The following is a 21798-nucleotide window of genomic DNA, read 5'->3' as shown; positions in this document are numbered from 1 at the left end:
GCCCGGGTCGCCCCGGTTCGCCCGGGCCCGGCCCGGTCGGGTCACGGCCCCGACGGACCACGGCCCGCTCGCACGACGACCACCGCACGACCATCCGTACGACTCCCCCAGCCGAAAGAGGACCCGAGATGTCGAACACCGCCACTCCCACCACCGCCACCACCAGCTCGCGCGTCGACGGCGTCGCACGCGTCGACGGTGCGTCGACCGTGTCGTCCGACGCCGCGGGCACCACGCAGATCGCCGACGGCGTCGTCGCCAAGGTCGCGGGCATCGCCGCCCGCCAGGTGCCCGGCGTCCACTCGATCGGTGGCGGCGCCTCGCGTGCCGTGGGTGCGCTGCGCAACGCCGTCGGCCAGCAGGACCACGGCCAGGGCGTCAAGGTCGAGGTCGGCGAGACCCAGGCCGCGGCGGACCTCAGCATCGTCGTCGACTACCCGCTGTCGGTGCAGAAGGTCGCGGACGACGTCCGCCGGGCCGTCGCCGACGCCATCACCCAGCTGGTCGGGCTCGAGGTCGTCGAGATCAACATCGAGGTCAGCGACATCTTCATCGCCGGCCAGGACGACGACGACAAGGGCGACAAAGCCGACGCGCAGCGGGTTCAGTAGTAGCTGCGGCGGTCGTCCCGACACGATCGTCTCCCGCACCATCGCGGGCCGCACCCCACCGAGCCGACCGGCTCGACCGCACGACCCGTGCACCATCGCCCCAGGAGGCACCCCATGGCATCACTGCTCCGACGCTTCGCCCCGCTCATCGTGGGCTTCGTCATCAAGAAGATCATGAACAAGCGCGGCGGCGGCAACGGCCAGGCCGGCGGCTACCAGCAGCCCGGTCGGCGCCGCTGACCCACCGCACGCCCCGCAACGCCTCGGACGCAGGAGGCGCGACTCACGCGAGTCGCGCCTCCTGCGTCTTTCGTCGTCCCGGGGGGCGGCATCTCTCCCGCCTTGATCCGGTAGGTACCGGATCAAGGCACCGACGATCCGGTACGTGCCGGATCAGGGAAAGCGCGGTCGTCCTGCGGTGCTGACGGCGAACGCCGAGGCCGGCAGCCCGAGCGGCGCGCGGCTCAGGCGGTGCGGCGGGCCGAGCGGCGCGCGGCTCAGGCGACGCGGCCGGCCGAGCGGCGCGCGAGCAGGCGGTCGCTCGCGAGCACCGCGACCAGCACCACCGCGGCCACCACGATGTAGAGCACGGGCAGCGAGTCGAGCCCGGACCCGTCGAGCACGAGCGCGCCGATCAGCGCTCCTCCGCCGATGCCGGCGTTGAAGCCGGTCGTGTAGAACGCGCTCGCCAGGTCGCGCATCCGCTCGGGGGCGACCTGCAGCATGCGCGTCTGGAACAGCGGCGGCAGCGCCCCGAACGTCACGCCCCACAGCACGAACGCCACGAGCGACGGCACGAGCATGCCCTCGAACAGCAGCATGCCGGTCACGGCGAGCCCGACCACGGCCACCCCGATGGGGATGCTCACCCGCGGCCGCGCCCCGAGGAACCAGCCGACCATGCCGAGTCCCACGGCCCCGGCGATGCCGAACGCGAAGAGCCACCCGGCGAGGCCCTGCTCGGGCACCCCGGTCGACCGCACGAGGTACGGCGTGATGTAGGTGAAGAACGAGTAGTGCCCGATCATGAACACCGCCGTGATGACGCAGCTCAGCACGACACCGAGCACGCTCGGCTTCGGCAGCGCGCGACGACGACGGACGGCAGCACCCGTCGGAGGCGCGGTGCCGTCGACCAGCGTCGGGACCGCGTCGGTCACCGGCTCCGGCGTCGACTCGTGCGCCGTGCCCCGACCGACCGGCGGCAGGAACTTGTAGACGAAGACCGCGCCGAGCGCCATGAGCCCGGCGAGGATGCCGAACGCCTCACGCCAGCCGAGGGCCTGACCGAGCGCCGTGCCGAGCGGGACGCCCAGCACGAACGCGAGGGTGCCGCCGCTCATCGCGACCGCGAGCGCCCGGCCGACCTGGGCCCGCGGCACGAGGTGACCGGCGTAGGCACCACCGATCGCCCAGAACATGCCGTGGGCGAGACCACCGAGCACGCGGCTCGCGAGCACGAGCTCGTAGGTCGGCGCGATGGCGGTGAGGCCAGCGCTGATCGCGAGGACGACGATCAGGCCGACCACGATCAGGTGCCGGGGCAGGCGGCGGGTGAGGTGGGTCAGTCCGGTGCTGGTGAGGACGACCGTGAAGGCGAAGACGCTGACGAGCAGGCCGATGCTCGACTCGGTGACGCCGAGGTCGGCGCTCATCTCGGGCAGCAGGCCGGTCGGCAGCATCTCGCCCGAGATCGAAAGGAACGTGGCGACGGCGATGGCGATCAGGCCGGCCCACGGGAAACGGGCGGACGGGGTGGACGTGGGCGCCGTGGGGCGCGGGGGTGCGAGTGTCATGGAACCTGGGGTGGTCGGCGGGCGCCGTTCTCTCGACCCGATGGCGGCCACGGGCCGGCTGATCGTGACGATCTGTCGGCGGCACGGCCCTCGCGACTCGTGCCGCTGGTGACCGTGGGTGACTCGGGGAGGATGGTGATCCCGACTGCGCGCTGTCGTGCACGCCCGGGGCCGGGAGTACCGCCCGACCGAGGTCGAGTCTACCCGCTGCCGACCGGCCTGGCCAGGGGCCCGGCGTGCGGCACCGCACCGGGTTTCGTGCACCGCACCTCGTCTAGTCGCGGTGCGGTGCACGAAACGCGGTGCGGTGGCGTCAGGAGGCGCGGGGCGGGTCGGGCCGCGGGGGCTCGATTCCGGCGTCGTCGACCGCGTCGGGTGCGCGGTCACGCGCGCGGTCGCGGTCACGGTCGCGGTCGCGCTCGAGGAAACGGGCGCTCGGCGGCTGGGTCTCGCGGGCGAGCAGGAACACGACGACGATCTGCAGGAACGGGATCAGCGCCCCGAGCCAGAACCAGCCCCACCCCCAGGCCCGGGCGCCGTGCAGGCGCCGGATGGTCAACGTCGCCATGGGCACGAAGGTCATCAGGCACCACAGCCCCCAGACCAGGGCGACCCAGGTCATGCCTCCCCACGCCGGGCCCGCGGGCCCGAACGGTCCGATCGAGAACTGCCCGACCTCGAGGGAGGCACCCTGGCTCAGACTGGCGCCCGGGCCCGCACCGGCCGGGCGACCGAGGACGACGACCGGCCAGGGCGCGAACAACGACGAGCCGTAGGCCCCGACGGACCACGAGACCACGCTCGCCCCGCGCACGAGCGACCCGACGCCGAGGTTGACCACGAGCCCGAGCACGGTCTGGAAGAGCGAGATCCACCAGAACTCGGCGCGGCCCGCCCGGGCGTGCACCACGTAGGCGTTGCCGACGAACCGGCGCACCGCCTGCATCGGCGTGGCCCCGGGCAGCGGCAGCCGGTCGACCTCGAACCACGAGCCGCTCGTCGCGCCTGCCGCCGTGCCCCCGTTCGTTCGGCCTGCTGCCGTGCCCCTGGTCATCCGCACGACGGTACGCCGACCGTGCCCGCGCCTCCATCCCCCACGCGGACGAGATGTCCCCGACGCAGCGTCGCACCGCGTCTCGTGCAAGGCACCTCGACCCGTCGCGGGGCGGTGCACGACACGCGATGCCGCACGGTCAGGAGGCGCGGGTCCGGTCCGCAGCGGAGGGACCGACGGGCGCGTCCCCGGGAACGCTCACCGCGCCTCCCGCGTTGACTGTCAGCATGAGCGCCGCGACCCCCGACCCGAAGACCTGCCGATCGTGCGGACGCACCATCGAGTGGCGCAAGAAGTGGGCGTCGAACTGGGACGAGGTCGCGTACTGCAGCGACGCGTGCCGCAAGCGCAAGGTGACGGCCCAGGACCGCGAGCTCGAGCAGCGCATCCGTGACCTGCTGGCGGCCCGGGCGGCGACCTCGACGATCTGCCCGTCGGACGTCGCGCGGTCGCTGCACCCCGACGACGAGGACGCCTGGCGCGGCCTCATGGAGCCCGTGCGCCGCGCGGCCCGACGCCTGGTCGCCGCGGGCGAGGTCGACATCACGCAGGGCGGGTCGGTCGTCGACCCGTCGACGGCGAAGGGTCCGATCCGCATCCGTCGGCACCGGTCGTGAGCCTCGCGGCGACGCCGTGAGCGGGACGCGCGGGCCGAACGACGGGGATCAGACGGGCTGCAACGCCGACCAGGGCTCGGCGGGCAGGTCGACGCCGACGGGATCGCCGGGTCGCACCTCTCCCCCGGTGAGCACGACGCCCATGACGCCCGCCTTGCGGACGAGTTCGCCCGCCTCGTCGCGTCCGACCACGGCCTTCAGCAGGCCCGACTCGAAGCGGTCGATCTGCAGGCACGGGTTGCGGAGTCCGGTGATCTCGACCCGCGCCTCCTGACCGAGGGTGAGCACGGTGCCGACGGGCAGGCCGAGCAGGTCGACCCCGTGCGTGGTGACGTTCTCGCCGAGGTCGCCGGGCCCGACGTCGTAGCCGTGGGCGGCCAGCTCGGCGAAGAGCTCGGCGTGCATCAGGTGCACCTGCCGCAGGTTGGGCTGGTTCGGGTCGCGGGCGACGCGAGAGCGGTGTTGCACCGTGCGTCCGAGGTGGGCGTCGCCCTCGACGCCGAGCCCGGCGAGCAGGGTGACCCGCTCGACGGGCGGCTTGCTGAACCGGTGGGCGTCGTCGACGTTGACCGAGAGGACGGAGGCGCGGGTCATGTCGCCCAGTCTGCCCGCGTCGGGTGCCGGGGTCGAGGGTGCGGGTGCCCGGGCGGGGTCGGCGTCGGCGTCGGCCGGGGTCGGGGGCTGGCCCGGGTGGTGTCGCACCGCCGAATGGACATCGCACCGTCGAAACAGGCGGTGCGACGTTCGGTCGGCGGTGCGACGAGGGCCCGGGGTGCCTCGGGTCGGCTCTGCCTGCCGGGGCGCCGGTCAACGGCAGACGTCGTGCAGGTGGTGCACGGGGTCGTGCACGAAGTAGCGGGCGAGCGAGTCGACCGTGAAGGCCGAGCCGTCGCTGCGCAGGCCGGTGCGACCGAGCTGGTCGTCGGGCACCGACTCGAACGCGTCGGCCACGACGGCGGCGGCGGCCGCGAGCTCGTCGGCCACCACCGCGGGCTGCTGGGCGGCGTAGTCGTCGTCGAGCGCCGTGGCGTCCTGGTCCCAGTTCGCGAAGGTCGGCGCGTCCTCGGCCAGCATCAGCCGGAGGCGCGTGTCGAAGATCCGGAACACGTCGCGCACGTGCGCCCCGTACTCCAGCGGCGACCACGTGGCGTCGTCGGGCCGGGTGCGGGCGTCGGGCCGGGCGAGCTCGGCGGGCCAGGCGGCGGCGTTCTCCCGGACGAGGCCCGGCACGTCGCGGAACGCGACCTCGGCGGGGTCGAAGCCGCAGTCGGCGCAGGGGCGTTCGAGCACCCAGGTCCAGTTCTTCGTGTCGGGAGTGATCGGCATGGGACCGACGCTAGGACGCAAGGCCCGGCACGCACCATCGAGATCCTGCCGACGTCGGTGCCCCCGGCGCCAACCGCGACCCCGCGATGAACCCGGTTTCGAACCCTGCACCCAGTTGCTACCGGGTGCGCGGTTCGAAACCGGGTTCATGGCGGGGCGGGGCGGGGCGGGGCAGGGCAGGGCGGGGCAGGGCAGGGCGGGGCGGAGCATGGCGGGGCGGGGACGTGCTCGCAGGACGGCGGCTCGTGCCGGGGCCGTCGCACGACCGACATCCGCCTCCGGGATGACGTCGGCCCCGCGACCCGCCACTAGCGTCGACCCATGACGAACACTCAGCACGAGGGCCGGCTCGCGGGGGCGGCGGCGAACCTTCGGCGGCGGGTCGACCGCCGCGAGGTGGCCTGGGTGATCGCCACCACCGCGGCCCTGCTCGTCATCGGCGGGGCACTCTTCACCGTGACGGCCTCGGCCGGCCGCGTGGTGGCGTCGTTGCTCGAGCTGCCGGCCGCGCTCGCGCAGACCTCGCTCGTGCCCTTCGTCGTGTGGGCCGTCCTGGCCGTGCTCGTCGCGTGGCGGTGGTCCGACGTCCCCGCGTCACGCCGGGCCTGGCTCTACGTCGCCGCGGCGGCCGTGGCCCGGGCCGGCGTCGAGCTCACCGTCGGGTCGGGCATCACGTCGGGCCTCCGGGCGGGCTTCTCCCTCTACACGCTGCCCACGGTCGTCTTCGTCAGCCTGCCGTTCGTCACGACCGTCGGCCTGGCCTCCTTCGTCGTGCTCGCCGCGCGGTCGGGCCGTGGCAGCGGCGACGGGTCGTCCGGTGCCGGAGCACGGCCCGCCGAGCGCGCGCCCGGCGACGGAGCACGTCCGGCCGAGCACGCGACCGTCGACGCCCCCGCGGCCCGGGCGCCCCGACACCTCGTGCACCGCGTCGCCGTGATCGTCGAGGCGCTCGCCCTCGCGGCGGGCATCGTGCTCACGCTCTCGCTCGCCGGGCAGTGGTTCTCCGCCGAGTTCAGCCTCCTCGGCTCACCCGTGACGGTCAGCGAGGAAGCCGCACAGAGCTGGCTGACGACCCTCGTCGCCTGCCTGGCATGCCTGGTCGTGGCGCTGTTCGCCGCGATCACCGCCGGGCACCGAGGCGTCGTCGTGGCGACCGTCGTCGTCGCCGGGCTGGTCGTGATCGGTGCCGTCGGCGCACCCGTCCCCGGCGACCGGTGGGAGTCCCCCGCACCGCGCCAGGAACCCCTGCCCGCGAACTACACCCCGTGCTACAGCGGCAGCGGGAAGTGCAACTGAACCCAGGTGAAGCCGGGTCAGGCGGGCGCGTCGACGTCGCGGCCGTCCCAGAGGTCGGAGCAGTCGACCGGGTCGGCGGCGTGGGCTCGCAGGTACGGGCCCGCCCCGCGATCCCCGGTGAGGGACGCCGCGAGAGCCGACCAATGGGAGCGACCGACCACGACGGGGTGACCCGGGCGTCCGTGGAAGACGGACTGGCGCAGCGCAGCCTGGCCCAGCGGTACGTCGGCGGCCGGGGGTGACAGCAACCGCGCGACGGCGGACGACGGCAGACCCGGGTAGTCGACCAGCGTGATGACGGCGAGCCGCGCCTCCTCGGGGTCCCCCGCGGCGAGCGCCTCCAGCCCGGCCCGCAGGGACCCCGCGAGGCCGTCGGCCCAGTCGTCCGCGACGACGACCGACACCCTCGCCCGACCGTCGACCCCGAGGAGGCGCGGGTCGGCGGCCAGCAGCGCTCGCGCCTCGGTCGCGCCCGCACCGAGCACGACGACGACGCGGTCGCAGCTCCCGTCGAGCAGCGTCCCCACGGCCCGGGTCAGCCAGGGCCCGCGCTCGTCGACCACGAGCGCCTTGGGGCGGCCCATGCGCGTCCCGGCACCGGCCGCGAGCAGGAGGCCGACCGTCGCGGGAGGCGCGTCGGCGGTCGTCGGGCGGGCGGCGTCGGGCATGCGATCAGGCTAGTCAGGCCGTGCGCCGGGGCCGATCGTCCGACGGTCCACGCGGCGAACGTCCGGCGGCGCGGTGTGCCCCGGGGCCCGGGCCGTGGCACCATCGAGACCTGGCGCCACCCGACGCCGCCCCCGAGGAGTCCCGTGTTCGAGATCGCCGACCGCCTGCTGGCGCGACTCGACGCCGGCGAGCGCCTCGCGGTCGCGACCGCCGTGTCGGTCGTGGGCAGCGCGCCCCGGACCGTCGGCACGTCGATGGCCGTCACCGTCGACGGCACCGTGATCGGCAGCATCTCGGGCGGCTGCGTCGAGGGCGCGGTCTACGAGATCTGCACGCGGGTGCTCGACGACGGCACGCCGCAGCTCGAGACGTTCGGGTTCAGCGACGAGACGGCGTTCGAGGTCGGGCTCAGCTGCGGCGGGCGCATCGAGGTGCTCGCCCGGCTCGTCACCCCCGACGACGCCGAGACGATCGCCGCCCTCCGCGACGCGGCCGCCGGGCGGGAGGCGTCGGCCCACGTCGTACTCGGACCGGTCCGCACCGGCGAGGTCGTGCCGACCGTCGACGACTGCGAGGGTCTGCGGGTCTTCAGCGAGCGCTCGGTGCCGCCGCCGCGCCTCCTCGTCTTCGGGGCGGTCGAGTTCGCCGTCGCCCTCTGCAACGCCGGGGCGGTGCTGGGCTACCGCGTGACGGTGTGCGACCCGCGCCCGGTCTTCATGACCCGCGAGCGTTTCCCGTCGGCCGACGAGGTCGTCGTCGAGTGGCCGCCGAACTACCTGGCGCGCACCGAGGTCGACGAGCGCACCGTGATCGCGGTGTTGTCGCACGACGAACGGTTCGACGCCGACCTGGTCGAGGCGGCGCTGGCCTCGCCCGCGGCGTACGTCGGGGCGATGGGTTCGCGGACGACCCACGACCGCCGCATGGCCGCACTGCGGTCGCGTGACGTGGGGCCGGACGCACTGGCCCGCCTGCACTCCCCCATCGGGCTCGACCTCGGCGCGAGCACGCCCGAGGAGACCGCCGTGTCGATCCTGGCCGAGGTGCTCGCCGTGCGTTCGGGTGCCTCACGGGCCCCGCTGCGCGACCGTGACGGCAGCATCCACCTGATCCGCTGAGGCGAGACCCCAGGTACTCGCCGAGACCCTCGTGCGCGCACGGGGGTCTCGGCGACTTCGTGGGGTCTCGGTGTCAGTACCGCGTCGGCAGGCCGGCGAGCAGCTTGTCGGGTTGGATCGGCAGGTCGCGCACCCGGATGCCGGTCGCGTGGGCGACGGCGTTGGCCACGGCGGCGGCCGCGCCGACGTTGCCGATCTCGCCGATGCCCTTGCCGCCCATCGGGGCGAGGTGCGGGTCCTCCTCGTCGAGCCACTCGACCTCGATCGAGCCCACGTCGGCATTGGCCGCCACGTGGTACGTCGCGAAGTCGTGGTTGCCGTAGTCGCCCTGGGTCGGGTCGAGCATGCCGTGCTCGTGCAACGCCATCGACAGGCCCATGGTCATGCCGCCGACGAACTGCGACCGGGCCGTGCGGGCGTTCATGATGCGCCCGGCCGCGAAGACGCCGACCATCCGCGGCACGACGACCTCACCCGAGTCGAGGTCCACGCGCGCCTCGACGAACTGGGCGCCGTAGGCGAAGCGCGAGTGGTCGCTCATCGCGGCGATGTCCTCCTCGATGTCGACGACGACCTCGAGACCTTCCGGAGGCACGGGCTGGCCCTGCGAGAGCAACTCGGTCACCTGCCGACTCGCCTTGGTCACCGCCCACCCCCACGACGCCGTGCCCGACGAGCCGCCGGCCACGCCTGCGGTCGGCAGCCGGCTGTCGGCGATGTGCAGGTCGACCAGGTCGAGGGGCACCCCCAGCTCGGCCGCGGCGATCTGCGCCATCACGGTGCGGGCCCCCTGGCCGATGTCGGTCGCGTTGACGCCGACCTCGAAGCGACCACCCGGCAGCGCGGTGACCCGGGCACCCGCGGGCATCACGCTCGCGGGATACGTCGCGGCGGCGACGCCCGTGCCGACCAGCCAGCGTCCGACCCGGTGCACGGCCTGACGCGGGTCGCGGCCGTCCCAGCCGAACAGCTCGGCCCCACGCCGCAGGCAGTCGACGAGGTGCCGGCTGCTGAACGGCTGCCCGGTGTGCGGGTCGACCTCGGGCTCGTTGCGGACGCGCAGCTCGACCGGGTCGAGGTCGAGCTTGAGCGCCAGCTCGTCCATCGCGGACTCGACGGCGTAGATGCCGGGCGCCTCGCCGGGCGCACGCATCCAGCGCGGCGTCGGGACGTCGAGTCGGGCGAGCCGGTGCGTCATCAGACGGCTGGGAGCGGCCCACAGGTGGCGGGTCGGCTCGGCGGTCTGTTCGGTGAACTCCTGCAGCGTCGACGAGTGCGAGTACGTCTGGTGCGAGAGCGCCGAAAGGTGCCCCTCGGAGTCGGCGGCGAGGCGGATGCGCGAGATCGTCGGCGTGCGGTAGCCCGCGATCGCGAACATCATCTGTCGCGTGTAGGCGACCTTCACCGGACGACCGGTGAGCATGGTTCCGATCGAGGCTAGGACGACGACCGGGCGGGCCGAGCCCTTCGAACCGAAGCCGCCGCCGACGTGTTGGGCACGGACGCGCACGGCGGACGGGTCGAGCGAGAACAGCGTGGCGAGAGACGTCGCGACGCCGCTCGTGCCCTGGTTCGAGTCGAGCACGTCGAGCTCGCCGTCGGACCAGGTGGCGACCGTGGCGTGCGGCTCCATCGGGCTGTTGAACAGGGCCGCCGTCTCGTACGTCTCGTCGATCACGACGGACGAATCGGCCATCGCCGCGTCGACGTCACCCTGCGAGGTGTCGGTCTCGAAGCCCGCGTTGACGGTCTCGGGGGCGTAGAGGCTGGGGTGGTCGGTGCTCAGCACGACGTCGATGCCGCCCTCGTCGTACTCGAAGGCGAGCGCCGACGCGGCCTCGCGGGCGGTGTCGAAGGTGTCGGCCACCACGAGCGCGACGGGCTGGCCGCGGTAGGCGACCTCGGCCGACTGCAGGACGAGCAGCTCGCCGTCCTCGGCGTCCTCGAGGTGTGGAGCCTGCTCGTACGTGATGACGTCGTGCACGCCGGGCATCGCGAGCACCTCGTCGCGGTTCGAGCCGGTGATCGTGCCGGTCGTCACCGTCGACTGCACGATCCAGCCGTACAGCACGCCGTCGGGCGTGTGCTCGTAGGCGTACCGGGCGGCACCCGTCACCTTGTCCCGACCCTCGAGCCGGGCGACGGGGGCGCCGAGACCGGTGGGGACGCTCGTGTCGACCGGCGTGACGACGTCGACGGCGGTCACGACGCGCTCCCCTCGGTGCCGGTGGCATTCCGGGTGCCGGGCTCGACGTCGGCCGCGACGCGACGGGGCGACCCGTTGGCGCCGGTCGGGCGGAACGGCGACGGGTCGACGTCCTCGGCCGGGTCGTCACCCTCGTGGTCGAGGCCGGCGAGCTCGCTCAGCACGCCCACGACGAGCCGGGTCAGCAGCGGCACCTTGAAGGCGTTCTGCTCGGTGGTCGTCGCGGCGGCCAGCTCGAGTTGCGCGGCGGCCGCGAACGAGGCGGGCGTCGCCGGAGAGCCGACCAGCGCCTCCTCGGCCTTGCGGGCACGCCAGGGCACGGGCGACGCGGCGCCCAGGGCGATGCGCACGTCGGTCACGAGACCGGCCTCGTCGACCGAGAGGGCGGCGGCGACCGAGCCGAGGGCGAAGGCGTACGACCGGCGGTCACGCGCCTTGCGGTACGTGGAGTTCGTGGCGACCGGCAGGGACGGCAGCTCGACCGCGGTGATCAGCGCTCCGCCCGGCAGGTTCGTGTCGCGGGTCGGGTCGTCGCCCGGCTCACGGAAGAACTCGTCGATCGGCAGGCGCTGCTCGCCCTCGACGGTCTCGAAGACGACGACCGCGTCGAGCGCCGCGAGGGCGACGGCCATGTCGCCCGGGTGCGTGGCGATGCAGAGGTCGTTGACGCCGAGGATGCCGAGTTCGCGCGACAGCCCGGCGACGGCGCCGCAGCCCGTGCCGGGTTCGCGCTTGTTACAGGGCTTCGTGGTGTCCATGAAGTAGGTGCACCGGGTGCGCTGCAGCAGGTTGCCGCCGGTCGTCGCCTGGTTGCGCAGCTGACCCGAGGCCGCGCTGACGAGGGCCCGTGTCAGCGCCGGGTAGCGGGTGCGGACGAGAGGGTGCGCGGCGAGGTCGCTGTTGCGGACCCCCGCGCCGATGCGGAGGCCGCCGTCGGGCAGCTCGTCGACCCCTCCGAAGTCGACGCGGCTGACGTCGACGAGCAGGTCGGGCCGCTCGACGCCTAGCTTCATCAGGTCGACGAGGTTCGTGCCGCCGCCCAAGGGCTTGGCGTTCGGGGTGCGGTCGAGGGTGGCGACGGCGGAGGCGACGTCGGTCGCTCGCTCGTACTCGAAGGTCTTCATCGGGTGGCTCCCTCGGTCGCATCGGCGTCGTGCGCGCAGGCCGCGTCGTGCACGGCCGGGACGATGTTCATGTAGGCCCCGCACCGGCACAGGTTGCCGCTGAGACGTTCGCGGACCTCCTCGTCGTCGAGGTCGATCTCGCCGTTGGTGATGTCGGTGGTGACGTGGCTCGGCATGCCGGCCCGCGCCTCCTCGAGCATGCCGACCGTCGAACAGATCTGGCCCGGCGTGCAGTAGCCGCACTGGTAGGCGTCCCGGTCGAGGAACGCCTGCTGCACCGGGTGCAGGGCGTCGCCGTCGGCGAGCCCCTCGACGGTGGTGACGTCACTGCCCTCGGCGCTGACGGCGAGGACCAGGCAGCTGTTGGTGCGTCGCCCGTCGACCAGGACCGTGCAGGCGCCGCACTGGCCGTGGTCGCAGCCCTTCTTCGAGCCGGTCAGATCGAGGCGCTCCCGCAGGGCGTCGAGCAGAGACGTGCGGTTGTCGACCTCGAGCCGGCGCGGGCTGCCGTTGACGTCGAGCGTGATCGTCGTCGTCGGGACGCCGGGCGGGTTCGCGCCCGCGCTCGGTGGACTGGTTTCTACGCTGACCTGGGACACCATGCGTGCACGGTATGCCCGGGGGCAGGCGGGTGCCCATGTGCTGTCCCGTTTGCGAAGCGCAGGGCGGCGGGAGGTGCCGAGGAGGCGCGGGTCGGCCGCCGCAGGCGGCCCGCCGACCGGCACCCCGCGTCAGTCGGCCTTGCCCGGGCGGACCTTCGCGGTGTCGGCGACGTCGATGCGGGTGACGCCGTCACCGCGGTCCTCGGTCGTGATGCGCGGGGCTGCGTCCGACTCGTCCGACTTCGGGGCGCGGGTCAGCTGGTCGTGCCGCTTCTCGTCGTCGGTCATGCCGGTCGGGTCGTGGTCGACCTCGTGCCCCGGGCTCGTGTCACGGCCGGCGCCGTCGGGACCGGGGGTCTGCGTGTCGTCGCTCATGCGCTCGACCGTACCCGCGCCTCCTCGTCCGCGGAGCGCGTCACCCGCGACGCAGCCGCTCGACGGCGGACGACAGCACCGGCAGGTCGTGGTCGACGGTGTGCGCCACCACGGAGTGCGAGGTGTCGAAGTACCGGTGGGCGAGGAAGTCACGCATGCGGGCGACGTCGGCCCAGGGGATCTCGGGCGCCTTGCTCGTCGTCTCGGACGAGAGCCCCTTCACCGCCTCGCCGATCTCGATGAGGCGGACCCGCACGGCATCGAAGACGAGCCCGTCGGTGAGGTCGCCACGTCGCCGATGAGCCTCGACGGCGGCCAGGGCGGCGGCGATGTCGTCCAGCCGTGCCCGATCGTGGCGGCTCACAGGGCGACCCCGTCGCGCGAGACCGCTTCGGCGACCTCGGGGGTCAGGCCGTCGCGGGGCACGACGTCGACCACGACCCCGGCGATGTCGCTCGCCCGACGCGCAGCCGCCGCCAGCCCGAACAACCCGAGGCCATCGGGCAGGTCGACGACGACGTCGAGGTCGCTGTCGGCGCGGTCGTCGCCTCGGCTGACACTGCCGAAGACCTGGGGCGAGCCGAACCCCTCGTGCGCGAAGAACGATCGCAGTTCGGCACGGCGTGGTTGCACGCTGCGCCCCACGGGCCCGACGAACGGGGACGCGGTCGTGGACGTCCGAGGACGAGACGGCGTGAGCGTGAGCGCCAGGTCGAGGCCTGACGCCTCGAAGAGACGCTCGAGCACGGGCAACGACGGGGTCTTCGAGCCGTTCTCGTACCTCGACACGGCGCTCTGCGGCAGCCCTGCCCTCCGCCCCACCTCGCCTTGCGTCAGCCGCGCGGCGACCCGTGCCTCGCGCAAACGCGAACCAACATCCGTGGTGATCATGATCGAACTATATACGATCGTGCATGGCGCGCGACGAGACCCCAGGAACCTGCCGAGACCCTCGCGCGCGGCGTGGGGTCTGAGCGGGTTCCTGGGGTCTCGGCGGGGGCGCTACCGGGTGAGGACGGCGAAGCCGCCGGGCTTCACCAGCACGAGGCTGCGGCCCTGCACGTCGCGCTGCTGCACGAGTCGGCCCTGCGCGTCGTACGACGAGACCGACGACCGGGTGCCACGGACGCCGACCGAGGCCGGCAGCGGCAGCCGGGACGTCGACGACAGCAGCTCGGTCGTCGTCGCCCGCCCGTCGGCCGCCGTGCCCGCGAGCACGAGTCGCTGGACGAGCGGCCGCACGATCAGGCCGTCGACCACGGTCGCGTTCCGCCCGGCGGTCACGGTGATCGCGGTCGCTCCCGCACCGATCGGCACCGGGAGCGTCTGGGGCAGCAAGGCCCCGGAGGCGGCGGTCACGCCCTGCGCCCCGGCCTGCGTCGTCAGCGTCCCGAGGGGCACGCGTCCCGCCTTCCAGACCGACGTCGACCGCACTCCCTCGGCGGCCAGCAGCACCGGCTCGACGTGCCGCAACCCGGAGCCCGCGGGCACCGCGATCGTCGCGCTCTGCCCGGGCTCGAGCCGCAGGGCCGAGCCGCCGCCGTACTGCGACTCGCCCGTCCACGCCGAGTCGGGCGTGACGACCGTGCCCGTCGTGGGCGCCGCCGTCTCGGCCTCGACCACCGTCAGGCCGTCACGCGACGTGACGCTCGTCAGCCCTTGCGCCTCGGCCGAGACGTCGGGCGCACCGTCGAGCGCGATCATCGACAGCAGGCCGTGGATCGTGCTCTCGGCACCGCTGTTGCGGTTCACCGTGCCGTCGGCCTGCACGCCGTCGAACGTCACGCCGGTGGCCGGGTCGTAAACGGGGGTGCCCGAGCGGTTCGTGCCGAAGTACCAGCTCGCGGCGACGGCCGCGATCCGCTTCAGGCCCGGCGCACCCGCACCGGCGCCGGCCACGGCGAGCGCCGACTGCAGCCGCGAGTCGGCCCCGTAGGCGATCTGCGTCTGGTCGACGGGCGTCGGGTACCAGGCGTTGTCGGGCCCGCTCGCGGTGAGCAGCGTCGTCGTGAACGACGTCTGGTCGAGCACGGCGGGCTTCAGCAGGTCGGGTCGGCCGAGCACGGTCGACGCCCGGGCCAGGGCGACGGGCATCTGCGACGACCAGGCGTGCCACATCGAGCGGGATTTCGCCCAGGGCAGCACGGCTCCGTACGGCCAGGTCTGCCCGTCGCCGGACGACATCGCGGCGACGCCCTCGGCGAGCTGCGTCAGCGCGGTGCGCGAGGCCGCGTCACCCGGCACGACGGCCGAGTAGGCGGCCAGCCCGAGGACGGCCTCGGCCGACGCGTCGGCACCGGAGCCGATCAGCCACGCGGGCACCTTCGCCCCGTCGGCCACGTCGTACTGCCCGTAGCGGGCGAGCGTCTCGCGCTTCAGCGCCGTCACGCCGAGCTGCAGACGCTGCTGCAGGAACGCGGCGAACTCGGGGTCCTCGTCGGCGAACGCGGCGTATCCCTCGCCGAACGCCCAGATGCTCCGGGCCAGCCAGTAACTGTTGCCGCTGTCGGAGGGGTCGGGCAACTCGACCGGCACCGGGCTGCGGTTGAAGGTGCCGTCGGGCTGCATCCAGAGCACGACGTTGCCGGCGTCGTCACCGGTGGTGGTCTGGAAGTACGCGGTCGCGCGCAACAGCTCGTACGCCTTGTCCCGGCTCGCCTCCGAACCGGTCTGCTGCCAGTCGCGCAGGTACACGACGGCCGTCCGCGAGACGTCGTCGCTGTTGTAGGCGCCCTGCCCCCAGTACCCGGTCGCGGGGTCGAGCGGACCGCCGCCCACCCGGGCGAAGGTGCCACCGTCGCGGGCGTCGGCGTAGGTCCACGGCACCGTGAGCGTCGGCTCCGTGCTCTGCCGGTAGGTCGAGTGCCCGGCCTCGGGCGCGGGCGTCGTCCGGTCGAGCAGGAAGTCCAGGTGCGCCAGGTTCGTCAGCGGCGCGACGGCCGGTGCGGCCGTCGGGACGGCCGGCGCAGCCGTACCGCTCGGAGCAGCCGCCGGACCAGGAGGCGCGGCGGCAGCCGGCAGCGCCCCCGTCACCCCCAGCACGGTCGCCAGGGCCGCGGCCAGCGCCGCGCCAGTCCATCGTGAGTTGCGTGCGATCATCGTCGACCGCCTCCTTCTTGTCAGTGGTCCGTGGTCGTCGTCGGGCCGTGGTCGACGTCGGGCTGTGCTCGACGTCGGTCCGTGCTCGACGTCGGTGTGCGAGGGGCCTCAGGCTCGGTCGAGGCGAGCGACGCCGATCTTCGAGTCGGCCATGCCGTAGAACACGTACCGGACGCCGTCGACCTCCTCGATGGCGGTCGGGAACACGACGTTCGGCACGATGCCGTCGCGTTCGTCGGCGGTCTCGGCCTCGAGCAGCGGCACCTCCGACCGGGTGACGACGCGGGACGGATCGTCGGCGTCGAGGATGATGCCGCCCGCCGCGTAGTTCACGTTCTGCTGCTGGGCGAACGCGTCGTCGATCACGCCCGTGACGCCGTGGTGCAGCAGCAACCAGCCCTCGTCGACGCGCAGCGGGGGCGGGCCGCCACCGATCTTCAGCTCCTCGAACGCGAACTCGGGGCCGGCGACGAACCGGTGCTGCCCCCAGCGCGCCAACGCCCGAGGGTCGGCGGCGACCGCGTCGACCGGCACGTAGCTGATCCAGATCGAGTGCCGCCCGTCGGTGACGCCGGCCGGCAGCGGGCTGCCCTCGCCCGGAACGGTCGCCCCGATGTGCCACATCGGTCGGTGGAGCACGGCGAAGCTGCGCACGCCGTCGGGCGCGGTGACCGGCGACGGGAAGAACACGGTGTCCTTATTGTGGAACAGTCCGAGGTCGGTGTCGAGCTCGTCGACGTACTCGAAGGTGGCCGGCCCGAGCCGGCGCCAGTCGCGCAGGTCGTCGCTCACGGCGACCGCGGTGCGTGGCCCGAGCGGCCCGTAGGCGACGTACGTCATGACGTGCAGCCCGAGTTCCTCGATCCACGTGACGCGGGGGTCCTCGACGCCGGCGTGGGTCGCTCCGCGTTCCCATCCGCGGTCGGGGGCGAGCACGACGCCCTCGCGGGTCACGCCCACGGGCACGCCGTCCTCGACGACGACCCGGGCCAGTCCGACCCGCGACACGTTGCCCGTGGCGACGAGCCGCGGCAGCAGGTAGAGCTCGCCGTCGGGCCCGCGCCCCGAGCCGGGGTTGAGCACCCCCTCGGCCTCGTCGGGCGAGTCGGGGTCGGGCGTCATCACGACGCCCAGGCGGGTCAGTCGGTACGGGAAGTCAGCCATGGGAGGCCCTTTCGAGAAGCGACGGAGGCGCGGCGCGAGGGGGATCGCACCGCACCTCCTGCGGTGGGGGCCGCCGGCACGGCGACCCGGTCTGGAGGCGGGGAGCCGAGGAGGCGCGGCGAGCGGTGGTCGGGCACCGCGCCTCCTCGGGTGGTGGGCGGTCGGTCAGCCCTTCACGCTCGAGCCGACGTCGGTCGAGATGAAGTAGCGCTGGAACACGATGAACAGCAGCACGACCGGTGCGGCCAGGACGACGGCGCCCGCGAGGGTCGCGCCGAACGGGTTCGCCGCGGTCGCCGCCACGTTGCTGATGTAGTTCGCCAGCGACACGGCGAGCGGCTGCATCGACGCCTCCTTGGTGATGAGGAACGGCCAGAGGAACTCGTTCCACGGGCCGATGAAGGTCAGCAGCAGGGCCGTGACCAGCGCGGGGCGCACGAGCGGCAACGCGATGTTCCACAGCAGCCGGAACTCGCCGGTGCCGTCGATGCGTGCCGCCTCGAAGAGCTCCTTCGGCAGCTGCAGGAAGTACTGCCGGAAGATGATCACCGCCGTCGAGTTGATGGCGAACGGCAGGATCATGCCGAGGTAGTTGTCGCTCAGCCCGTAGTTGCGCGCGATGAGCACGTACAGCGGGATGATCAACAGCTGGAACGGCACCACCTGCACCAGCAGCGCCAACGCGAAGGTGACCCCGCGACCGCGCCACTGCAGTACGGCCAGCGCGTAGCCGACCAGCACGCCGAACACGAGGGTGCAGGCGAGCACGCCGACCGTGAAGATGCCCGAGTTGAGCAGGCCGCTCAGCAGCCCGATGCGGCTGTCGATCGCGGCGTAGTTCTCGACCGTCAGGTTCGACGGGTGCGGGAACGCCCCGGCCACGGTCGGGTCGGGCTTGGTCTGCAGCGAGCCGATCACCATGTAGTAGAACGGGAACAGGAACGCCAGGGCGCCGAGGGCGAGCACGACGCCACGCGACGTGGTCTGGGCCCGGGTCAGGGGCGGCTTCTTCGCGATCCGCCGGGGGCGGGCGGTGGTCTCGTCGGAGACGGTCATGTCAGTCCTCCTTTCCGCCGGCGAACCGGTTCTGCAGCAGGGCGATGACCAGCACGAGGATCACGAGCACGACGCCGATCGCGGCGGCCTGGTCGGGGTTCCCCTGCTCGATGCCCTTCTGGTACATCAGCAACACGGGCGAGGTCGACGCGCCGTTCGGCCCGCCTCCCCCGGTCAGCAGGTACGGCTCGGTGAAGAGGTTCGCCCCCGTGACGGTCGAGACGAGCAGCACGAGCACGGTGGCCGGCCGCACGCCCGGGACGGTGACGGTGAAGAACGACCGGATCGGGCCGGCACCGTCGCTCGAGGCCGCCTCGTACAGCTCTTTCGGCACGTTCTGCAGTGCCGCGAGGTACAGCAGGATGTAGAACCCGAGCTGCTTCCACGTGACGAACAGCGCGATCGAGGGCATGGCCCACGCCGAGTTGATCAGCCACGACGGGGTCGGGGCCAGCGGTCCGAGCAGGTTGTTCACCAGGCCGTCGCCGTTGAACAGGAACAGCCAGACCGCGACGACGGCGACGCTCGCCGTCAGGTACGGCACGTAGAACGCCACCCGCAGGAAGCCCCGGAAGTGCGCGACCTTGTCGAGCGCCGTGGCGAGCACCATGCTCAGCACGACGGTCAGCGGCACGTTGATCACCAGGAAGACGCCGACGTTGCCGAACGAGCGGATGACCGCGGGGTCGGTGAACGCGGTGACGAAGTTCTCGAGGCCGACGAAGGGCCGCGCGACGACGGCACCGGGCGCCGTGAAGAAGTAGTCGTGGAACGCGATGTAGACCGCGTAGACCAACGGGTACGCGAACACCGCCAGCACGAACACCAGGTACGGCGCGCTGAACAGCAGGCCGAGCGGGTGCTTGCCGAGCAGGCCGCCCCGCCGACGCCCGCGCGGGTCGTCGTCGCGGCGACGGCCCGCCCGGTGCCCGGAGCCGGGACCCCCCGAGGAGGCGCGGTGCGCCTCCTCGGCTCGTCCGGCGGTCGGCGACGCTGCCGCCGCCTCGTGCACGGTGGACACGATCAGCCCTGGGCCGCGAGCTCGTCGATCTTGTCCGCGGCGTCCTTCAGCGACGAGTCGACGTCACCCTTGCCGAAGATCACGCTGCTCGACCAGGCGTCGCGGAACGCCTGCAGCTCGGCCACGGTGTTCGGGCCGGCCGGCACCTCGACGGTGCGGGCCGCCTGGTCGCCGAAGAGCGCGTACGAGGGGTTCGCGTCGAAGTAGTCGGCGTAGGTCGAGGCCAGGTCGGTGCGGATCGGCATCTGGCCCGTGGTCTCGAGCAGGGCGCGGTCCTGGTCGCTGCTGGTCGAGAACTTCAGGAAGTCCCACGCCGTGCCCTGGTTCTCGCAGGCCGTGTACATGCCGACGTTCTTCGCGTCGCTGAACGTGTAGGTCTCGTCGGCGCTCGTGCCGTCCTTGGTCGGGACGGGCACGGCACCCCAGTTGACGTCCTCGTACACGGAGACGGCCCACGGCCCCACGATCGACATCGCGGCCTCGCCGTCGGCGAACGAGTCGCCCGTGTACTGCTCCTGGCCGGCCAGTCCCTGCTCGTAGAGCGAGCGCCAGAAGGTCGCGACGTCCTCGCCGGCGGTGTCGGCGAAGGTCGCCTTGCCGTCCTCGACGAGGCCGGTGCCGCCGGTCTCGGCCGCGTAGAGCGGCATGAAGTCGAACTGCGACTGGAAGAACTCGCTCGTCGGCGCCGGGTGGATGGCGTATTTCGAGACGCCCGCGTCGACCAGGGTCTTCGACGTCGCGAGGAAGTCGTCGTAGGTCGACAGGTCGGGGTTCTCGGCATCGAGGCCGGCCTTGGTGAAGAGGTCCTTGTTGTAGAAGATCATCACCGGGTTCGACTTCCAGGGCAGCTGGTAGTACTTGCCGTCGGCGTCCTGGTACTGCTTTGCGAGGTCGCCGCTGCGCTCCTCGATGTAGCTCGCGCCGTCGTCGAAGCTCGACAGGTCGACCAGGCCGCCCTGCTTCTGGAACTGCCCGACCGCGCTGGGGGCGGTGTTGTAGACGAGGCAGGGAGCGTTGCCGGCCGTGATGGCGGCGCCGATGACCTCTTCGCTGGACTTGCCGGCGGGGATCTCCTGCCCCTTGACCTGCTCGTCGGGGTGGTCGGCGTTCCAGGCCTCGACCATGGCCTTGCCCCAGGTGACCTCCTGCTCGTTGTTCGAGTACCAGATCGTGATGGGGCCCTTGGCGGTCAGGGCGTCGCTCGAGGCTCCGCCGCCACCGGAGCAGGCGGTCAGGCCGAGGGCGGCGACCAGGACGGTCGCGCCGAGGGTGGCACGGCGGGTGAAGCGTGTGCGTCGTTGCACGATGTTCTCCTTGGGTGGGGTGGTGCTGCGGGTGTGACTAGGGGGTCGTGTGCGGTGCGGGGGTGTGCGAGCCGGCGGGGTCGGTGCGGGCTGCGTCGGCGCGGTAGAAGTACAGGTCGCGGCGGCCGGCGGGGGCGTCCCAGCCCTGCGTGAAGGTCCAGCGGCCGCCGATCTTCTGCAGGCCGCCCCAGCTGAGCGAGCCGCCCGGCGTCAGGGCGAGCTGGTCGACCGGCCGTTCGACGTCGTACAGCGCCTGGCTCGCCGCGAAGACCCCGTCGACGTCGTGGAAGACGTCGAGCACGAGGCGGCCGTCACCCGTGACGATCGCGGCGGCGACCTCGTGCAGACGGCCGCCGACGCCCGTCAGGTCGAGGTACGGCACGGGCTCGAAGGTCCAGTGGCGCAGGTCGTCCGAGCGGCCGACGTGCAGCACGCCGTCGAAGCCCTCGCTGACGAACATGAGGTAGTCGCCGGCGTCGTCGCCGGTGCCGCCGAGGCGGACGGCGTTCCCGTGCTCGTCGCGCGGGATCACGGCGCCCTTGGCCCAGAGCCGCGTCTGCTCGTGGTCGGCGATCGGCCCGAGCTTCTGCCAGGTCACGAGGTCGTCGCTGACGGCGACCAGCATGTCGATGCCGACCGCCTGGACGGGATAACCGGGGCTCGGGTGGGCGACCCGCGCCTCCTCGGTGATCGGGAAGACGCCGTTGTAGAAGAGCCAGAAGCGGCCCTCGGCCCGGTAGACCTTGGGGTCCTCGGTGCCGAACAGCTCGTCGTCGAGGGTGGGACGGACGACCGGGTTGGCCGGGTCGTCGACCCAGGCGGCACCGGGGGCGGGTTCGCCGTCGGGCGTGAGGGCGAGGGTGGCGTGGCCGATGCGGCTGCCGAGGCTCTCCTTGCGGGGCGAGGCCCGGTAGAAGAGGTGCAGGGTGCCGTCGTGCTCGATCAGGCTGGGGTTGTAGAGGGATTCGCTCGTCCAGCCGAGGCCGTCGGGGTCGGGCCACTGGCCGTCGAGCGTGAAGGTGAACGCCGGGTCGACGGCGAAGGGGCCGACCGCCCAGTCGGTGCGGGCTGGGCCGTCGGTGCCGGCGCGGCCGGCGGTGTCGGCGCGGCCGGCAGACTCGTACGCGGCGGGGCTCGAGAAGGTCAGCTGCGAGAGCGCGCCGGTCAGCTCGTTGCGGTGGACGAGGGCCTCGTCGAGCACCGTCCGGAGGCGCTCCCGGGTCAGCGGGACGAGGTACGGCTTCGAGGCGGCGCGGGCCACGTCGACGTCGCCGGTCGTAGCGTCGGCGGTCGTCGCGTCGGCGGCGCTGCTCGTCGCATGGGCGCTGGTCGCGTCGGCTGTCGTCGTCATCGGGGCACC

22 protein-coding genes are annotated in these 21798 nt (G+C 73.0%); 5 read left to right on the top strand and 17 right to left on the bottom strand.

The genetic code is table 11. From position 1 onward, the window contains the following. Positions 1-128: 128 nt before the first annotated feature. A complete protein-coding gene (locus SJY14_RS04495; RefSeq protein WP_396599912.1) occupies positions 129-611 on the top strand; it encodes an Asp23/Gls24 family envelope stress response protein in 483 nt (160 codons plus the stop codon). A 114-nt stretch (positions 612-725) separates the two neighbouring features. Further along, positions 726-851, top strand: coding sequence for a hypothetical protein (locus tag SJY14_RS04490; protein WP_255349713.1), 126 nt, complete (start codon positions 726-728; stop codon positions 849-851). Positions 852-1108: 257 nt separating this feature from the next. Here the strand turns inward: SJY14_RS04490 and SJY14_RS04485 are convergent, their stop codons facing one another. Beyond that, on the bottom strand, positions 1109-2407 hold the full coding sequence (locus SJY14_RS04485; protein ID WP_396599911.1) for an MFS transporter: 1299 nt from the start codon (positions 2405-2407) through the stop codon (positions 1109-1111). A 313-nt stretch (positions 2408-2720) separates the two neighbouring features. Beyond that, positions 2721-3461, bottom strand: coding sequence for a DUF805 domain-containing protein (locus SJY14_RS04480; protein WP_396599910.1), 741 nt, complete (start codon positions 3459-3461; stop codon positions 2721-2723). Positions 3462-3688: 227 nt separating this feature from the next. Here SJY14_RS04480 and SJY14_RS04475 point away from each other — a divergent pair, with 227 nt between their 5' ends. Next, positions 3689-4078, top strand: a complete 390-nt coding sequence (locus SJY14_RS04475) for a DUF2256 and DUF3253 domain-containing protein (RefSeq protein WP_054147090.1) — start codon at positions 3689-3691, stop codon at positions 4076-4078. Positions 4079-4126: 48 nt separating this feature from the next. On the opposite strand, the gene SJY14_RS04470 is transcribed toward SJY14_RS04475, so the two are convergent. Both SJY14_RS04470 and SJY14_RS04465 read right to left on the bottom strand, forming a co-directional pair. After that, positions 4127-4672 carry an MOSC domain-containing protein gene (locus SJY14_RS04470; RefSeq protein ID WP_396599909.1) on the bottom strand — a complete coding sequence of 182 codons (546 nt, stop codon included), beginning with the start codon at positions 4670-4672 and terminating at the stop codon, positions 4127-4129. 213 nt (positions 4673-4885) lie between these two features. After that, a complete protein-coding gene (locus tag SJY14_RS04465) occupies positions 4886-5404 on the bottom strand; it encodes a DinB family protein (RefSeq protein WP_396599908.1) in 519 nt (172 codons plus the stop codon). A 321-nt stretch (positions 5405-5725) separates the two neighbouring features. Between SJY14_RS04465 and SJY14_RS04460 the strand changes: the two genes are divergently transcribed. After that, positions 5726-6700, top strand: a complete 975-nt coding sequence (locus SJY14_RS04460; RefSeq protein WP_396599907.1) for a hypothetical protein — start codon at positions 5726-5728, stop codon at positions 6698-6700. Between the two features lie 17 nt (positions 6701-6717). Here the strand turns inward: SJY14_RS04460 and SJY14_RS04455 are convergent, their stop codons facing one another. Beyond that, a complete protein-coding gene (locus SJY14_RS04455; RefSeq protein ID WP_396599906.1) occupies positions 6718-7368 on the bottom strand; it encodes an NTP transferase domain-containing protein in 651 nt (216 codons plus the stop codon). Positions 7369-7512: 144 nt separating this feature from the next. Here SJY14_RS04455 and SJY14_RS04450 point away from each other — a divergent pair, with 144 nt between their 5' ends. Then, on the top strand, positions 7513-8487 hold the full coding sequence (locus SJY14_RS04450; RefSeq protein WP_396599905.1) for an XdhC family protein: 975 nt from the start codon (positions 7513-7515) through the stop codon (positions 8485-8487). Positions 8488-8560: 73 nt separating this feature from the next. Here the strand turns inward: SJY14_RS04450 and SJY14_RS04445 are convergent, their stop codons facing one another. The 12 genes from SJY14_RS04445 to SJY14_RS04390 form a co-directional block, all read right to left on the bottom strand. Continuing rightward, positions 8561-10693 carry a xanthine dehydrogenase family protein molybdopterin-binding subunit gene (locus SJY14_RS04445; RefSeq protein WP_071256351.1) on the bottom strand — a complete coding sequence of 711 codons (2133 nt, stop codon included), beginning with the start codon at positions 10691-10693 and terminating at the stop codon, positions 8561-8563. Further along, complete coding sequence (locus SJY14_RS04440) at positions 10690-11817, bottom strand: FAD binding domain-containing protein (RefSeq protein ID WP_396599904.1); 1128 nt, start codon at positions 11815-11817, stop codon at positions 10690-10692. Before SJY14_RS04440 ends, SJY14_RS04445 begins: the two co-directional genes overlap by 4 nt. After that, positions 11814-12419 (bottom strand): 2Fe-2S iron-sulfur cluster-binding protein, encoded by a 606-nt coding sequence (locus tag SJY14_RS04435; RefSeq protein WP_071256349.1) that lies wholly within the window; start codon positions 12417-12419, stop codon positions 11814-11816. The genes SJY14_RS04440 and SJY14_RS04435 overlap by 4 nt, the downstream gene beginning before the upstream one ends. 129 nt (positions 12420-12548) lie before the next feature. Continuing rightward, complete coding sequence (locus SJY14_RS04430; RefSeq protein WP_396599903.1) at positions 12549-12794, bottom strand: hypothetical protein; 246 nt, start codon at positions 12792-12794, stop codon at positions 12549-12551. 40 nt (positions 12795-12834) lie between these two features. After that, complete coding sequence (locus tag SJY14_RS04425; RefSeq protein ID WP_396599902.1) at positions 12835-13158, bottom strand: DUF86 domain-containing protein; 324 nt, start codon at positions 13156-13158, stop codon at positions 12835-12837. Continuing rightward, the gene (locus SJY14_RS04420; RefSeq protein WP_396599901.1) at positions 13155-13685 is read right to left on the bottom strand and encodes a helix-turn-helix domain-containing protein; all 531 of its coding nucleotides are present in this window, start codon (positions 13683-13685) and stop codon (positions 13155-13157) included. Before SJY14_RS04420 ends, SJY14_RS04425 begins: the two co-directional genes overlap by 4 nt. 111 nt (positions 13686-13796) lie before the next feature. Then, positions 13797-15893 (bottom strand): hypothetical protein, encoded by a 2097-nt coding sequence (locus tag SJY14_RS04415; RefSeq protein WP_396599900.1) that lies wholly within the window; start codon positions 15891-15893, stop codon positions 13797-13799. A 108-nt stretch (positions 15894-16001) separates the two neighbouring features. After that, on the bottom strand, positions 16002-17057 hold the full coding sequence (locus SJY14_RS04410) for a glycosidase (RefSeq protein WP_396599899.1): 1056 nt from the start codon (positions 17055-17057) through the stop codon (positions 16002-16004). A gap of 165 nt (positions 17058-17222) precedes the next feature. After that, positions 17223-17978 (bottom strand): carbohydrate ABC transporter permease, encoded by a 756-nt coding sequence (locus SJY14_RS04405; RefSeq protein ID WP_218141852.1) that lies wholly within the window; start codon positions 17976-17978, stop codon positions 17223-17225. A gap of 136 nt (positions 17979-18114) precedes the next feature. After that, on the bottom strand, positions 18115-18987 hold the full coding sequence (locus SJY14_RS04400) for a carbohydrate ABC transporter permease (RefSeq protein ID WP_152970376.1): 873 nt from the start codon (positions 18985-18987) through the stop codon (positions 18115-18117). A 149-nt stretch (positions 18988-19136) separates the two neighbouring features. Beyond that, complete coding sequence (locus SJY14_RS04395) at positions 19137-20438, bottom strand: sugar ABC transporter substrate-binding protein (protein WP_369813660.1); 1302 nt, start codon at positions 20436-20438, stop codon at positions 19137-19139. Positions 20439-20475: 37 nt separating this feature from the next. Then, positions 20476-21789, bottom strand: a complete 1314-nt coding sequence (locus tag SJY14_RS04390) for a hypothetical protein (RefSeq protein ID WP_396599898.1) — start codon at positions 21787-21789, stop codon at positions 20476-20478. Between the last annotated feature and the right edge of the window lie 9 nt (positions 21790-21798).

Source organism: Frigoribacterium sp. R86507 (genome assembly GCF_044597695.1).
Classification (GTDB): Bacteria; Actinomycetota; Actinomycetes; order Actinomycetales; family Microbacteriaceae; genus Frigoribacterium.
This window is presented reverse-complemented; position numbering and strand designations above follow the sequence as displayed.